The 14,104-nt window shown below is 57.1% G+C and carries 13 protein-coding genes and 1 tRNA gene; 4 read left to right on the top strand and 10 right to left on the bottom strand.

Features of this window, described 5'->3' with window-relative positions; genetic code table 11:
• Window positions 1–41: 41 nt before the first annotated feature.
• From phnD to K7H09_RS14510, 6 genes are all read right to left on the bottom strand, one after another.
• A complete protein-coding gene (gene phnD, locus K7H09_RS14535; RefSeq protein ID WP_138800229.1) occupies window positions 42–1,007 on the bottom strand; it encodes a phosphate/phosphite/phosphonate ABC transporter substrate-binding protein in 966 nt (321 codons plus the stop codon).
• Window positions 1,008–1,121: 114 nt separating this feature from the next.
• Window positions 1,122–2,879, bottom strand: a complete 1,758-nt coding sequence (locus tag K7H09_RS14530) for an EAL domain-containing protein (RefSeq protein ID WP_141440108.1) — start codon at window positions 2,877–2,879, stop codon at window positions 1,122–1,124.
• Window positions 2,880–3,041: 162 nt separating this feature from the next.
• Entirely contained in the window at window positions 3,042–4,961 is a 1,920-nt protein-coding gene (locus K7H09_RS14525) for an alkaline phosphatase D family protein (protein WP_230805020.1), read from the bottom strand.
• Window positions 4,962–4,980: 19 nt separating this feature from the next.
• The gene (locus K7H09_RS14520) at window positions 4,981–6,369 is read right to left on the bottom strand and encodes a sensor histidine kinase (protein ID WP_141440110.1); all 1,389 of its coding nucleotides are present in this window, start codon (window positions 6,367–6,369) and stop codon (window positions 4,981–4,983) included.
• Window positions 6,366–7,040, bottom strand: a complete 675-nt coding sequence (locus K7H09_RS14515; RefSeq protein ID WP_022520756.1) for a response regulator transcription factor — start codon at window positions 7,038–7,040, stop codon at window positions 6,366–6,368. Before K7H09_RS14515 ends, K7H09_RS14520 begins: the two co-directional genes overlap by 4 nt.
• Window positions 7,041–7,078: 38 nt before the next feature.
• Window positions 7,079–7,438 (bottom strand): PepSY domain-containing protein, encoded by a 360-nt coding sequence (locus tag K7H09_RS14510; RefSeq protein ID WP_022520757.1) that lies wholly within the window; start codon window positions 7,436–7,438, stop codon window positions 7,079–7,081.
• A gap of 174 nt (window positions 7,439–7,612) precedes the next feature.
• Here K7H09_RS14510 and K7H09_RS14505 point away from each other — a divergent pair, with 174 nt between their 5' ends.
• Both K7H09_RS14505 and K7H09_RS14500 read left to right on the top strand, forming a co-directional pair.
• Window positions 7,613–8,092: a hypothetical protein gene (locus K7H09_RS14505; RefSeq protein WP_039859964.1), complete on the top strand. Its 480-nt coding sequence runs from the start codon at window positions 7,613–7,615 to the stop codon at window positions 8,090–8,092.
• A gap of 120 nt (window positions 8,093–8,212) precedes the next feature.
• A complete protein-coding gene (locus K7H09_RS14500; RefSeq protein WP_141440111.1) occupies window positions 8,213–9,226 on the top strand; it encodes a DUF1853 family protein in 1,014 nt (337 codons plus the stop codon).
• A 20-nt stretch (window positions 9,227–9,246) separates the two neighbouring features.
• On the opposite strand, the gene proB is transcribed toward K7H09_RS14500, so the two are convergent.
• From proB to rplU, 4 genes are all read right to left on the bottom strand, one after another.
• A complete protein-coding gene (gene proB / locus K7H09_RS14495; protein ID WP_141440112.1) occupies window positions 9,247–10,386 on the bottom strand; it encodes a glutamate 5-kinase in 1,140 nt (379 codons plus the stop codon).
• Between the two features lie 182 nt (window positions 10,387–10,568).
• On the bottom strand, window positions 10,569–11,756 hold the full coding sequence (cgtA, locus tag K7H09_RS14490) for an Obg family GTPase CgtA (RefSeq protein ID WP_009287884.1): 1,188 nt from the start codon (window positions 11,754–11,756) through the stop codon (window positions 10,569–10,571).
• A gap of 187 nt (window positions 11,757–11,943) precedes the next feature.
• The gene (gene rpmA, locus K7H09_RS14485) at window positions 11,944–12,201 is read right to left on the bottom strand and encodes a 50S ribosomal protein L27 (RefSeq protein ID WP_008957069.1); all 258 of its coding nucleotides are present in this window, start codon (window positions 12,199–12,201) and stop codon (window positions 11,944–11,946) included.
• Window positions 12,202–12,230: 29 nt separating this feature from the next.
• A complete protein-coding gene (gene rplU, locus K7H09_RS14480) occupies window positions 12,231–12,542 on the bottom strand; it encodes a 50S ribosomal protein L21 (protein ID WP_022520761.1) in 312 nt (103 codons plus the stop codon).
• 334 nt (window positions 12,543–12,876) lie between these two features.
• Between rplU and ispB the strand changes: the two genes are divergently transcribed.
• Both ispB and K7H09_RS14470 read left to right on the top strand, forming a co-directional pair.
• Window positions 12,877–13,881: an octaprenyl diphosphate synthase gene (gene ispB / locus K7H09_RS14475; protein WP_022520762.1), complete on the top strand. Its 1,005-nt coding sequence runs from the start codon at window positions 12,877–12,879 to the stop codon at window positions 13,879–13,881.
• A gap of 100 nt (window positions 13,882–13,981) precedes the next feature.
• Window positions 13,982–14,058: transfer RNA gene (locus K7H09_RS14470), tRNA-Pro, on the top strand.
• The last annotated feature ends 46 nt before the right edge of the window (window positions 14,059–14,104 follow it).

Here is a 14,104-nt window from a genome sequence, read left to right as displayed (position 1 = left end):
GTTGCCCTCCTGGCCGATCGTATTGGGGTACTGCTTAAAGATTAATCGCAGTCGTAGGTCACGCCGTTGGCGTCAGCGATAGTGCGAATAACCGCCCAGTTATCCTGATAAGTAATCGGAATAAACTGCGCTTCGCCGGAGTTGGCGAATTCTGACTCGAGGGCCGTGCCTTCCCAGTCGTAGCTGAAGAACGCATCCTGAATCTTCTCGGCAAGTTCCGGGTTCAGGTTATTCGCCAGCCCGTAAGCGGTGGTGGGAAAGGTTTGTGAGGTGTAGATAATTTCGTAATCACCTTCGTTCACTACACCGCGGGAAATCATCCGCTTGCCCACGGAGTTAGCAATCGCCGCCGCGTCGTAGTCTTCGTTGACCACGCCGAGAATGGAGTTGTCGTGAGAACCAGAGAAAGCGGTCTCAAAATCTTCCCCCGCTTCCATACCGTACTCAGAGCGCAGCAGCGCAGAGGGGGCGCGGAAGCCAGAGTTAGAGGTTTCTGAGGTAAACGCTAGTTGGCGACCCTGCAAGTCTTCAACGGCTTCAATGCCGCTTCCTGGGTAGGTGATAATCTCCATCTCATAGCCAAAACTGCCATCTTCCGCGGCCATCATGGCGAAGGGGCGGAAACCACCGCAGTTAACCGCGACCGGGACGCCACCGGTATTGAAACCGGCTACGTGGAGACGGCCAGCGCGCAGCGCTTCCTGCTGGGCAGCATTGGACTGCACCGGGAAGAACTGGACTTTTTTGCCCGTAGCTTCGCTCAGGTGATCCAGAAAGTCAGACCAGACATCCGCGTAAACCGCGGGGTCTTCAACCGGCGTGTAGGCAAACACTAAAGTATCCGGATCTACCCACTGAGACTCATCGCTGGGGACATCGGCGACCATATCGCCATCGTTATCCACATAGCGCGATGAAAGATCCGCAGAGGCGTTCACTGCGACCAAGGCGAAGGCACTGGCAACGGCGGCACTGATTAACGTGCGGGAGAGGGATAATGTCTGCATGGGTCACCTGTAGCGTTTTGTAGAGTTATTAAAAGATGACAACATCCTGACGACTCCAGATGACAAAAATGGGGCACTTATATGACCGCTTCGTGACTTTTTGGCGAAGGACAGTTAATCTGCAGTTTGAAAAGCCTCGTGACCGCGGCGCTCTACAAACAGGCTGTTACCGGGAATTTTTTTGGCCTGGTGCTTCAGCTCAGAAAGCTCGCCTGCGATATCCAGCGATTGGCAGGTAGTCGTATCATGGATGGGTTTTACCGCAATCGAGACGCTCACAAAGGGAAAAAACGTCATTCTATTTTGACGGTTTTCGATGTGAATCCCGCCCTGAAGGCGGTCAGCCTCTTCATAGAAGCCCGGAGCCATCACCTCGAATGAGTGTAGAATTTGCTGACAAACACTTTCCCAGTACTCAAGCGGCAGCAACATCATAAAATCATCGCCGCCAATATGGCCAATAAAGCCCCCGGCATTCTCTACCTGTGCTTGCAGCAGCCGCGATAGCGAAATGATGATGTGGTCACCTCGGGCGTAGCCATAGGCATCGTTGAAGGCTTTAAAGTTATCCAAGTCAACATAGGCCGCAGCAAACCCATGCCCGGAGGCCAAATAAGCCGCCAGGGTTTCATTGATCAGGATATTACCCGGCAGGCCGGTGAGCGGGTTGGCATGCCGCGCTTGGCGCACCTGAATCGCGGTAATCTCACGCAAAAGGTCAACGATATTGCCCATCCCCAGGTAGTCACCGTTAGCGTTAACGATGACAAAGTCCTCTTGCTCAATATCCCGGCTGTCGGTCAACTTCTGACTCAAAATCTCAAGCGGAGTATCCGCTTCGGCCACCAGCATGCGTGCATCAGCAACGTCCAGCACACGGCGCTTGGCATAAAGCGAATGGCTATAGGGGTTGGTAAATAGAGTTAAAAACGAGTTGCGTCGCACCACCGCCACGGGCTTACCATTCTCCAGCACGGCCACGCAGCGCAAGCTGGGTTGTTGGCGAAATCGCTCGGAGATATACGGCACTGCGCAATCCGTAGTTATGGCATCGGTAGCCCGTAATATCGAGCGCGTGGTGCGACCCGCGGGGCTTTTTAATTGGGTGCTCGCCGGCAGCACCATATTGAGTTCTAAAGGCGGCTGCTGGTTGGGTCGGGCGAAATAGAAGCCTTGTAGTAGTGCGAGCCCACGGTCGAGTTCCCACAAGCAAAGATGCTCAGCAGCGGTCTCCACCCCTTCGGCGATCACTTGGCAGTCCAGGCTACGCGCCACATCGAGAATCGAACGCAGGAACTCTCGCTTGGCAGGATCCTGGTCAATGCCGGAGATAAAGTGTCGGTCGAGTTTAACGAAATCCGGGCGCAGCTCCGACCAGTGGCGCAGGCTTGAGTGACCTGCACCGAGGTCATCCAGCGCCACCTGGAAGCCCATGGTGCGGTAGTGATCCACCGCTTGGCGCATTAGCTCGTAGTCGTGGATTGGCACGTGTTCAGTGAGCTCGATCACCACCCGCTCTGGGGGCAAGCCGCTGTCACGAATAAAGCCAAGCGTTAAGCCTTCGCGAAAATCACGCTCTACGATCGTCAACGGCATAACGTTAAGAAACAGCAGGCCCGGCAGATCGAGCTCTGCAAAGCGGTAGATGGCTAACCGTCGGCAGAGTATATCTAATTCCACCAGCTTTCCGGCCTGAGTGGCTACTTCAAACAGTCGTAACGGCGAGTGAAGCGGCGATGTTTTAGGCCCACGAATCAGTGCTTCGTAGCCATAAATCGCCTGCTGGCTGGCATCCACAATGGGCTGAAAGAGCACGTGCAACTCTTCTGTTGCAATAATCTTTTGCAACCACTGCGATTCTTGTGCGGTCATTTGCCTGCTGCCCTATTCTGCCACCCTAATAACCAGCGGTGGTTCCTATGATGTGTCACCTTCCCTGGAGTTGGTTGATAAGCTGCAAGCAAGCGTGCGTCATTTTTGTGACGCTATAATGACAATCATCAAGGACATCAGTCAGTTGACGCTACACTGATGTTAAATGAGCGGTTTTTCCCGCGCCGGAAAGACCACCTCGCTACCGTCGGCGTCGAGCTGTCGGATATCGATAGGGTGGCCTTTTTCATCCAGCGTTACTAAGCCAATGCCGCTGGCGTTCCACAGCCGTTCACCCGCGCTGGCGCGGTCAGGATCGCGGGGGTGAACGCTTAGCTTGCGGCGCTTGGTGAACCAATTAAGCGGCGACCACGGCGCGTAGAGCCAGCGATTGAGCCGGTCAAAGGTATTGAGCAGGTTTTTGGGAAAGGTGTTTTTGATCCCGCTTGAGGTGATCTGCCACAGATGGGGAGAACGGCGCTGATGACGCACCACAATGTCGTAGACAAACGAGTAGTGCACGTCGCCAGATAGAATCACGTAGTTGCCTGGGGTTTTGGAGTGCCGCCAAATCTGCAGCAGCGTATTGGCCGCTCCCCGGTGCGCCATCCAGTTTTCGGCATCCACCACCAACGGCTTACCGGCAAGGGTAAACAGCTTTTGGATTCCCTCTATCAACTTGACGCCGAACATCGGTGCGGGAGAGACAATCACCGCACTTTTGGCCCCCATTAGCGCCTGCTGCATTTCCATTAGCGCCTCCCAGTCCATCAAGCCTGAAGGCCGATGCGGGCTGCGTTCGCTGCGCCAGCGTCGGGTGCGGGTATCCAGCACAATTAGTGCGGGAGTGCCGGGCACCTGAAACTCCCAGCCCTGAAAACGCAGTAATCGCTCGATCAGCCCATCCTGTTCAGCGCAGACTAGCGGTTGGTCGCCATCACCCAGCAGGGTCAAGGCATGATGGGCTAACGGGTTCAATTTATCCGGATCGTTACCCCAGGCTTGGCAAAGCAGATAGGCCACCAGAGCGTTACCGATAATACGTTTAGAGAACGGGTGACCGTAGGCGGCGCGCTCCCAGTCGGCGGTTAGGTTCCAGTCGTCGGTAACGTCGTGGTCATCGAAGATCATCAGGCTGGGCAGGTGCGCCATCAACCGCGCACACTGGGGCAAGCCTTCAGCAAAGGCATCGATTACCGCCTGCTCCTGACGATAGAGCTCGGCGTCTTTTTCATCTAAGGCAGGCGCTTTAGGGGCAATCACCTGCCAGGGCACCGGCGACCACACCAAGCAGTACATGGCGAGCATTTCAGCCAGCGTCATCAAGTGATTATGGGCATTCGCCGAGGTAAACACTGGCTTTTTGACACCGCCGAAGAAGCGCTCGCGCAGCGCTGCGTTGCTGGTCACATCCGGCAACAGTTCAGCACGTCGGTAGTAGCTATCCGGCGAGCGGTAGAGCGCTTGGCTATCATCGACCGTCGCACCTTCCAGCCACTCATCCACCAGCCCTAGCCGCTCAATCAGCGCATGTACGGCGCGTAGCATCGGCCCGGCCACGTCGTCGGCGTACACCTGGTCGCCGGTCATCAGCAGCCAAGCGGGCCACTCGGTGGGAGCTGACTGCTGCTCAGCAATCCAACTGTCGGCGCGCACCAAGCCATCGGCGCTGTCGTGATGGGGCTTGCGGCAGGAGCCATGCATCAGGCGGTGATGGCGGGATGCAATCACAAAGGCAGGATAGGCGGCGCCGTCATAACAGAGCCACGGTGCCCACTCGGGCAGAGAGCGCCACTCGCCCTGCTGTGTTTCCACCTGCAGGTCGTACTCGATGCGCTCGTCACAGGGCAGCGCTGACTCAAGCTCACAATCAATTAGGTAGATAAAGGCCCGCTGACCGATGGGGATGCACTGCTGGTGGTGCGCTAAGCCGATTGACTGGCTATCGGCGTGCCCTGGGCGCAGCACTAATGCCATGTTCAGTGGCCGAGTGGCGACGAGCCAAAGTACCAGCCGTGTAGTGCTGATACGTCTTAATAGGGGGCCGGCGACTATATCGGGCAGCGTATCTGTACGATTCATTCGGTGCGGTCTCCATTATTTATACGAGACGATTACGCGCGACGACGGGCAGCTCCACCACGACTTTTAACCCACCAGTGCTGGCGCGGCTAAGGTGCAGTTGGCCGCTATACAGAGCGACAAGATCAGTCACAATGGCCAAACCCAAGCCACTGCCCGAACGCTGTTCATCCAACCGTTTACCGCGCTGCACCGCCTGCTGGCACTCTGCTTCGTTCATACCGGGGCCGTCGTCGCTAACGGTCAAGGTTAACTGCTGCCCGTCACTCTCTAGCTGTAGCTGCACATCGCTATGCGCCCAGCGCAGCGCGTTATCCATTAAGTTACCCACCAGCTCTTGAATATCCTGCCCATCCATATGGACTTTAATCTCACCCGCCCAGGTTTGGCGCAGCTCAATGCCACGCCGCTGGGCAAGCCTGGCCAGCCCATTGAGCAGCGGCGCCAGGGTGGCATGTAAATCAATGGGCGCAAAGCGAACGCCTTCGCCCGCCGCTGAAGCGCGTGCCAAATGATGACGTACCGCGCTATCCACGCGTTCTAGCTCAACCTCCCAGGCGGCTCGGTTCGCTTCCGGCAACTGGCGTAGCTGCAGGCGCATCACGCTCAGCGGGGTTTTCAGCGCATGGGCAAGGTTGCCAGCGGTATGGCGGCCACGCTCAATCAAGCGCTGATCGCGGGCCAGCACCGCGTTCATTGAGGCAGCAAGCGTTGCCAGCTCGTCGGGCAAGCGGGTATCTAACTGCTCGGCACGCCCCTGCTCCACCTCATGCAGGTTGGCATGCATGCGGCGCAGTGGCGCTAGCCCCCAGCGTACCTGGAGCGCCAATACGCCAAGCAACAACACGCCCAGGCCCACTAAACCGCCCCACAGCAGGCGCTGAAATTCGCCAATGTCCCGGGCCAACACATCGTCCCGGGCGGCGACGCTAATATGTAGCGGCGTTTCTAACGGCGCCAAATAGATATCACGCTCCACCACGCGCAGCGACTGCCCCCGAGGGCCAGGTATCGAGCGAGCGCTAAGAGTGTCGCTATCAATCACCGGCAGGCGCTGATCCCACAGCGAGCGCGAGGCCAACGTATGCTGCTCGCCATCGGTGATTTGCCAATACCAGCCGGAGTAGACATTGTCAAAACGCGGGTCGCCCAGCGCCCGGTCATGGACAAGCTGTTGCTCTATGCGGTCGTAGGTAACGCCCGCCATGATGACGTTGAGGGTGGCCCCCAGGCGCTCATCAAAGGCCTGAGTGGCCGAGGCACGGTAATGATGAGAAAGCAGCGTGCCCGCAACGGGCAGCGCCAGCCCTACCATCACTAGCACCGCCAGCAGTAACCGCAAGCTTATGGAGCGCTTTGCCCAGCGCCTTACCCAAAGTTCAGGCCAGACCGAATTGAGTCGACTCATTCGGTAGCGGGCTCTTCTGCTAATAAGCGGTAGCCCTGGCCACGCAGGGTGGCAATTCGCCAACTGCCCAACTTGCGACGCAGGCGGCTGACCTGAACATCGATCACGTTGGAGTCCGGCTCGTGGTCGCGGTCATAAACGTGCTCCGAGAGCTCGGTGCGGCTCACCACCCGTGGTGCGGCGTGCATTAAATAGCCCAGCAGTCGGGTTTCCTGAGCGGTTAATCCCACCGGACGCCCTGCCAAGGTGACGTGCTGGGTGTGGGTATCCAAACTCAACTCACCCACTTTCAGTACTGGATGGGCATGGCCGTGGCTGCGGCGCACAAGGGCGCGCAGGCGAAACAGTACTTCCGCGGGCTCAAAGGGTTTTGTGACGTAGTCATCCGCCCCGGCAGTAAAACCCGCGGCTTTATCGGCCCAGCGTTCCCGGGCGGTAAGGATCAGCACCGGCAGGTCGATACCATCTTCCCGCCATGCCGAAAGCCAGCGAGTGCCATCGCCATCGGGTAGTCCGACATCCAGAATCAGCGTGTCGTAGGCTTCCGTGCGTACCAGAAAATCAGCATCCTGACCGTTAGCCGCATGCTCTACAAGCCAGTCGCCATCGCGCAATGCTTGGCTAAGCTCGCGAGCCAGCGCCTGGTCGTCCTCTACCAACAAACACTTCATCGGCTAACTACCCTTTTTTGGCAAGTGACATCAACAGGCTAGCGGCGCATATCATTGATACGCACCCCTTCAATGGCCATCAATTGGCCGTTATGGCCATCAAACTCAAACTCGACCACTTGGCCCTGGGGGCCAAGCAATTTGATCTCATACTCGACATAACCCCCTTCACGTTCCACCTCAACCTCCAGTACTTCCCCTATATAGTGCGCTTCCAGCCAGTCCAAAATAGTGTCGAGAGGCACAACCTCACCGCGGCGCACTTCACCGTGTAGCGACTCCCAATGCTGGTCACCCACAGCGCTACCCGCCAGCAACAGCACCAAGGCTAACCCAGTGACGTTGCGGCGAGGGACGCTGCGCAGTAGCTTTTTAAAGTGGCGTAGGATTTTACTCATTGGGTCAGCATGCCAAAGGCAACATGAACGTTAGATGAACAGCTTTGTCAGCTTAAGGAAAGTATCGGGGTGGTATAAATTCACTGTCGCATTCGCTGAATGCCGTTTATTCACTGTTGTATAAACATTGACGTACAGACATTCTCGTACAGATACGTAAAGAAGGAATTTGCCATGAACACCATGAAAAAAATGCTGCTGATCCCGACCTCTGCGCTGCTGCTTGCTGCGGCTGCAGGGAGTGTGCAGGCCGACGATTCGCTGCCGATGGATCGCATTGATGACGTATTGACCCACGCCAATAACTACGGTTTCAGCCACTACGAAGAAGTTAGCATTAAAAGCCGTGGCCGCGTAGAGGTAGAAGGTTGGCTGGACGATGAGTGGTACGCCGATGTGGAATTTTCTCTTGATAACGGTGAAACGCTACAAGAGAAACGCGAGCGCCTGATTACCGGTGCCTGGGGTATGAGCGAAGACGATATCCGTCAAGCACTGGACGTAGCTAGCCAGGAGGGTATGGTTGAATTTGAAGATCTCGATATCGATAAAAGCGGCATCATCGATATTGAAGGCCGCGGCGAAGATGGCCGTGAGCTAGAAATCAGCGTCCGTCAGGGTTCTTCCGAAGTGACTCAAATTGACCGCGATTAATTTATCCAGCTAATCGCTTTGCGGGCTCCCCACGGGGAGCCCGCTGCGTTTATGGTAGGCTGACAAATCATGTAGCTAAAGTGATAGTGCTGACCTTATGAGGTTGCTGAGGAGATATCCGTGCTGAACGAAGGCGTTGATGGCGCGCTGGAGAATGTAGAACTCGGCAACACGGTGTCAGTGCTAAGAGATTTGGCTTGGCTGATCTCCACGCCTGATCTTGTGGTGCTTCCTCCGCCGATCCCCTGTGGAGGGCGGCCCACCATTAAAGAGTTAGGGCTGGAGAAATCGCTATTGGCCTGGCTACGTAAGCTTGGTCTATCACCGCTGACCGCGTTGAACGGCAGCCGCGCAACGCGTATGGGCCATTACCACGAACGCCTGTGGCATATGCTGTTAGATCACGCACCGAATACACGGCTGCTCGCCCGGAACGTGCGCATCACCCGCCAGCGCAACACCCTGGGCGAGCTGGATATGCTGTACAGAACCTGCGACAACCCGGCACCGATACATTTAGAAGTCGCTATTAAGTTCTACCTGGGGCTGCCCGAAGGGCCTGGGGCAGCCAATAGTCAAAGCCGCTGGATTGGCCCCGGCGGGTTAGACAGCCTGGCGCTTAAGTGCTCTCACCTCAGACGTCACCAGCTCCCCCTTTCCACCACGGCGCCTGCGCTGGAAACGCTTACGCATTGGCTAACGCCACGGGATCTGGGTGTTTCTGATCTGCGTTTAGGCGAGCAGTTAACCCAGCGGTTGGCGATGCCCGGCGTACTTTACTACCCCTGGCACACCGCCATGCCAGCGCCCGAAGGCGCGACGGCAGACCATCGCCGAGGTACCTGGTGCTACTTACGTGACTGGCCTGCGCTGGCAGCCCGGTTTCCCGCCATGCCGCGCATGGCGTGGTTGGAAAAACCTCACTGGTTGGCACCGCCGCCCCTCAGCGCTTTTCGCCCTGCGGCGGAGCAGTTGCCCGCCATTATCGAAAAGGTTCACGCCTGGCGCTCACCCCAGCAAGTAATGCTGTGCTTCTCAGAGCGGGAGCACAATGAACAACGCTACGAGCGGCTATTTTTGGTACCTGATGACTGGCCCCGGCAAGTGCCTCTACCGCCTCGCATTCGGGACTGAAAAACGACCAGAATAAGCCTCTATATAACGACAAGGTTATCGCGATGGATCAGTTCATGGGCTTCCACGTAACCGAGGATGGCTTCGATCTGGTGGCTGGGCTGGCCCGCCAATTGGCGCGCTTCATCAGCGCCATAGTTCACCAAGCCTTTGGCCACTGACGCACCCTGCTCATCCACACACACCACCATATCGCCGCGTTTGAAACCGCCCTGTACATCGCGCACGCCCACTGCCAGTAAGCTTGAGCCTTTATCGCGCAATACCTTGACCGCCCCCGCATCCAGCACCAGCGTGCCACGCACCTGCAGTTGACCCGCCAACCAGCGCTTGCGTGCCGCCATGGGCACTTGGTCAGGACGCAGCAGCGTGCCTAGCGCTTCGCCCGACATTATCCGGTTGATAACGTCAGGCTGGCGGCCACTGGCAATCACCGTGACCGCCCCGGAGCGCGCCGCCAACTGCGCCGCGCGCACCTTGGTACTCATACCACCCCGCCCCAGCGCGCCACCGCTGCCTGCGACGGCGGCTAAGCGTGGATCATCGGCGCGCCCTTCGGCAATCATCTGGGCGTTTGGATTGTGGCGCGGGTCGGCGTCAAACAGGCCTTCCTGGTCGGTCAATAGCAGCAGCGCATCCGCTTCCAGTAGGTTAGCAACCAGCGCGCCTAGGGTGTCGTTGTCGCCAAAGCGAATCTCATCAGTGACTACGGTGTCGTTTTCATTGATCACCGGCACCACGCGCATCTCTACCAACGTACGCAGCGCTGAGAGCGCATTCAGGTAGCGCTTGCGGTTGGAAAGATCATCATGAGTAAGCAGAATCTGCGCGGTGAGCATGTCGTGGCGGGCAAAGTGCTGCTCGTAGCATTGGGTCAGGCCATTTTGGCCTACCGCCGCAGCCGCCTGCAGTTCATGCACGGCGCTGGGGCGCACCTGCCAGCCAAGACGCACCATGCCAGCCGCCACGGCGCCGGAGGAGACCAGCACCACTTCTATCCCCTGCTGGTGCAAGGCGGCAATTTGATCCACCCAGCCACCGATGGCGGATTCGTCCAGGCCGCGCCCATCGTTAGTCAGCAGCGCGCTGCCAATCTTCACCACGACCCGCCGTGCACGGCTTAGCGCGCTGCGGCCCAGGATTTGCTCGTTACTTTCCATGCGACCCACCTCAATCAGACGCTAACAACGTAATCAGGCACTCATCACTAAATCAGATACTCACCACTAAATCAGACACGTGCAACTTAATCAGACGCCCATAAAAGGGGCCGCGCGAACGCAGCCCCCTTTTTGCATACTACCGATTTTAGCTGACTACCGAATGCACCCGTTCAATACCACTAAGGGGCGTATTCGACTTCAACGTCGTAATCATCGTCGTCGAAGTCTTCGTCATCTTCATCGTCCCGCTTACGCCGACGGCCCAGGCGAGCTTCGGTACGCGCAACCGACTCCTCTTCCATGCGGCGGCGCATCTCTTCTTCACGGGCCAACGCCTCTTCATCTTCGTGCTCAAGGCGGCGCTGCTCGGTCAACCAGCGGTAAGCCGCCTGAACCAGTTTATCGGTGCCGTCGCTGCTGATCGCCGAAATGCGGAATACCGGGCCTTCCCAGTTCAGCGCCTGAATAATCTTCTGGGCGCGCTCTTCACGCTCATCTTCCGGCAGCAGGTCAAACTTGTTCAGCACCAGCCAGCGCGGCCGCTCAGAAAGCGCCGGAGAAAACTGCCCCAACTCATGAACAATGGCTTTTGCCGCTTCCACCGGGTCGGACTCGTCAAACGGTGCGACGTCGACCACGTGGAATAGCAGCCGCGTGCGGGTTAAGTGCTTCAGGAAGCGCAACCCTAAACCGGCGCCATCAGAGGCTCCTTCAATCAAGCCGGGTACATCGGCCATTACGAAGTGCTCGTGCATACCCAGTTTTACCACGCCCAAGTTGGGCACTAAGGTCGTGAACGGGTAGTTGGCAACCTTGGGCTTGGCGGCAGACACCGAACGAATCAGCGTCGACTTACCCGCGTTGGGCATGCCCAGCAGGCCCACATCGGCCATTACCTTCATTTCCAAGCGCAGGTTGCGGCGGTCACCGTCGGTACCCGGTGTCGTCCGACGCGGTGCGCGGTTGGTAGACGATTTAAAGTGGATGTTACCCAAACCACGACGACCACCTTCGCCCACCAGCACCACCTGGCCAATTTCGGTCACATCGGCGATGACTTCCAGGGTGTCTTCATCAATCACCGTGGTGCCCACCGGCACTTTGACGTGCAGGTCTTCACCGGCCTTGCCGCTCATTTGACGGCCCATGCCGCCCTGCCCGTTCTGGGCTTTATAGAAGCGCTGGAATTTAAAATCGATCAAAGTGTTAAGAGCATCGTCACCAATTAGGTAAACGCTACCACCATGACCGCCATCGCCCCCATCGGGGCCGCCCCTGGGCACATATTTTTCGCGGCGAAAGCTCAGACAGCCATTGCCGCCTTTGCCCGCCTCAACAATAATCGAGGCTTCATCGACGAACTGCATTGGATTCTCCCGGCCGCTTCCGCCGCCCTAATATATGCACTACTTTTTCTCCAACCCTTTATTCCCACCGGTATCTTGGTAAAACCCAGCATTCTGGTAAAGCGTATTGGAAAAGAGATTTAACCGACAAAAAAGCCCCGCCATAGCGGGGCCTTTTTCTCGCAACCGCGAGCATAGTACTAGCCGTTTAGGCAGAAACGATGCTAACGAACTTGCGGTTTTTCGGGCCTTTGGTCTCAAACTTCACAAAACCGTCGCTCAGTGCGAACAGTGTGTGGTCACGACCAAGACCTACGCCTGTGCCCGCGTGGAAACGCGTGCCGCGCTGACGCACGATGATGTTACCCGCAGTCGCCGCTTGGCCACCGAAGAGTTTTACACCTAAGCGTTTGGACTCGGAATCGCGACCGTTACGCGTGGAGCCGGCTGCCTTTTTATGTGCCATTGCAAAATCCTCCTAAGGGAATTGACCGCTTACGCAGAAATTCCGGTAATTTTGACTTCAGTGAACCACTGGCGGTGGCCCTGACGCTTCATGTGGTGCTTACGACGACGGAACTTGATGATGGTGACTTTATCGCCGCGCCCGTGGGAAACCACTTCGGCAGAGACTTTAGCACCACTGATCATCGGCGCACCGATGTTGAAGTCATCGCCGTCAGCGACCATCAGCACTTCGTCAAACTCAATCGTTTCGCCGGTAGCGACTTCGATTTTCTCGAGCTTGAGGGTTTGACCTTCTTGAACGCGGTACTGCTTACCACCGCTTTTGATAACTGCGTACATGTCGCTCTCCGGACTGTCGTTAATGCCGTTCTAACGGTTAAACGGCACTCATCTCCTACGCTCTTTCGAGTCGTGCTCTTATCGACCTGCTGCGAGTGGCGCCCCTTTTGGAGCCATCTGACAGGGAGCAAGATGAGTGGGTCGCGGATTATAACGACTATCTTCTCTTACCACAAGACCATAGGCCGTTGTCAATTGACACGACCATCTCCTTATAACGGCATATCATAGCGTGACCACAGCGCGTGTCTTGACGCCTAACAGGCAGCCCCATAGCATGACCTCCACTATGGGCGGGAGTTACCGCCTCAATCTGCCGCGATGAACGTATCCCATGACCGCTAACGTCTCCTCAGCCCAGCCTGACAGCCCAACGCCTTCACCGCTGCATGCCGTGGTGGCCGATGATTTCGCAGCCGTCAATCGGACAATTGTCGAGCAGCTCAATTCTAAAGTGCCACTGGTTGAAACGATCGGCCAGTACATCACCGAAAGCGGCGGCAAGCGCTTGCGCCCTTTACTGGCACTCCTAGCCGCCCGCTCCCTCGACTACACCGGCGACAAGCATATTCCGCTGGCCACATTAATAGAGTTTATGCACACCTCCACGCTGCTACACGATGACGTGGTGGATGAATCGCATATGCGCCGGGGCAAGAAAACCGCCAACGACGCCTGGGGCAATGCGCCCTCGGTACTGGTCGGTGACTTTCTCTACGCCCGCTCGTTTCAGATGATGGTCGATGTGGGCTCGATGCGCATTATGGCGATCCTTTCCGGCGCTACCTGCATCATCGCGGAAGGGGAAGTGCTGCAGTTGACCAACATCGGCAACCCCAGCATCTCCGAAGAGGACTACTTCGAGACCATTTTGGGCAAAACCGCCATGCTGTTTGAAGCGGCTTCCCACAGCGGTGCTGTGCTGGCAGAAGCAACGCCGGAACAGGAGCGCGCTCTCCAATATTATGGCCGCTACTTAGGTCTCGCCTTTCAGTTGATCGATGACCTGCTGGATTATCAGGGCGACGCCGATGCCATGGGCAAAAACGTTGGCGACGACCTAGCCGAAGGTAAGCCGACACTGCCGCTGATCCACGCCATGGAGCAAGGCACGCCGGAACAGGCCAAGCTGATTCGTCAGGTGATTCGCGATGGCGGACTTGAGCAGCTCGACGCCGTGCTGGAAATTATTCACGCCACCGGCGCACTCGACTACACCCGCCAGCGGGCCGAAGAGATGGCCGATAAAGCCCTGCAGCAGTTGGATGCCCTGCCGCCCAGCGCTTACCGCGACAGCATGGCCCAGTTGGCCCGCTTAGCAGTTGATCGCCAAGCATAAAAATTGCTAGATCTCACCGCCGAGGACTTGAAAAAACACGTCTGGCTAAGTATGATCCACCTCCGTTGTTGAGCACAGATAAGCACGGCTCGGCAACCTTCGGAATATAGCTCAGCTTGGTAGAGCGCTGCCTTCGGGAGGCAGAGGTCGTAGGTTCGAATCCTGCTATTCCGACCAAGAATTCCAGAAAAACGGCCACTTAGCTAATATAGCAAGTGGCCGT

The organism is Halomonas sp. IOP_14 (assembly GCF_021021315.1).
GTDB classification, from domain to species: Bacteria; Pseudomonadota; Gammaproteobacteria; order Pseudomonadales; family Halomonadaceae; genus Vreelandella; species Vreelandella titanicae.
Note: the sequence above shows the minus strand (reverse complement) of the source record. Positions and strands in the feature narration are given on the sequence as shown.

Bases quoted from the DNA above. Each gene is read 5' to 3' on its own strand.
- ispB (WP_022520762.1), top strand. From the start codon at position 12,877: ATGACCGCTAACGTCTCCTCAGCCCAGCCTGACAGCCCAACGCCTTCA.
- K7H09_RS14520 (WP_141440110.1), bottom strand. From the start codon at position 6,369: ATGAGTCGACTCAATTCGGTCTGGCCTGAACTTTGGGTAAGGCGCTGG.
- cgtA (WP_009287884.1), bottom strand. From the start codon at position 11,756: ATGCAGTTCGTCGATGAAGCCTCGATTATTGTTGAGGCGGGCAAAGGC.
- K7H09_RS14515 (WP_022520756.1), bottom strand. From the start codon at position 7,040: ATGAAGTGTTTGTTGGTAGAGGACGACCAGGCGCTGGCTCGCGAGCTT.
- K7H09_RS14505 (WP_039859964.1), top strand. From the start codon at position 7,613: ATGAACACCATGAAAAAAATGCTGCTGATCCCGACCTCTGCGCTGCTG.
- proB (WP_141440112.1), bottom strand. From the start codon at position 10,386: ATGGAAAGTAACGAGCAAATCCTGGGCCGCAGCGCGCTAAGCCGTGCA.
- rplU (WP_022520761.1), bottom strand. From the start codon at position 12,542: ATGTACGCAGTTATCAAAAGCGGTGGTAAGCAGTACCGCGTTCAAGAA.
- K7H09_RS14525 (WP_230805020.1), bottom strand. From the start codon at position 4,961: ATGAATCGTACAGATACGCTGCCCGATATAGTCGCCGGCCCCCTATTA.
- K7H09_RS14510 (WP_022520757.1), bottom strand. From the start codon at position 7,438: ATGAGTAAAATCCTACGCCACTTTAAAAAGCTACTGCGCAGCGTCCCT.
- rpmA (WP_008957069.1), bottom strand. From the start codon at position 12,201: ATGGCACATAAAAAGGCAGCCGGCTCCACGCGTAACGGTCGCGATTCC.
- phnD (WP_138800229.1), bottom strand. From the start codon at position 1,007: ATGCAGACATTATCCCTCTCCCGCACGTTAATCAGTGCCGCCGTTGCC.
- K7H09_RS14530 (WP_141440108.1), bottom strand. From the start codon at position 2,879: ATGACCGCACAAGAATCGCAGTGGTTGCAAAAGATTATTGCAACAGAA.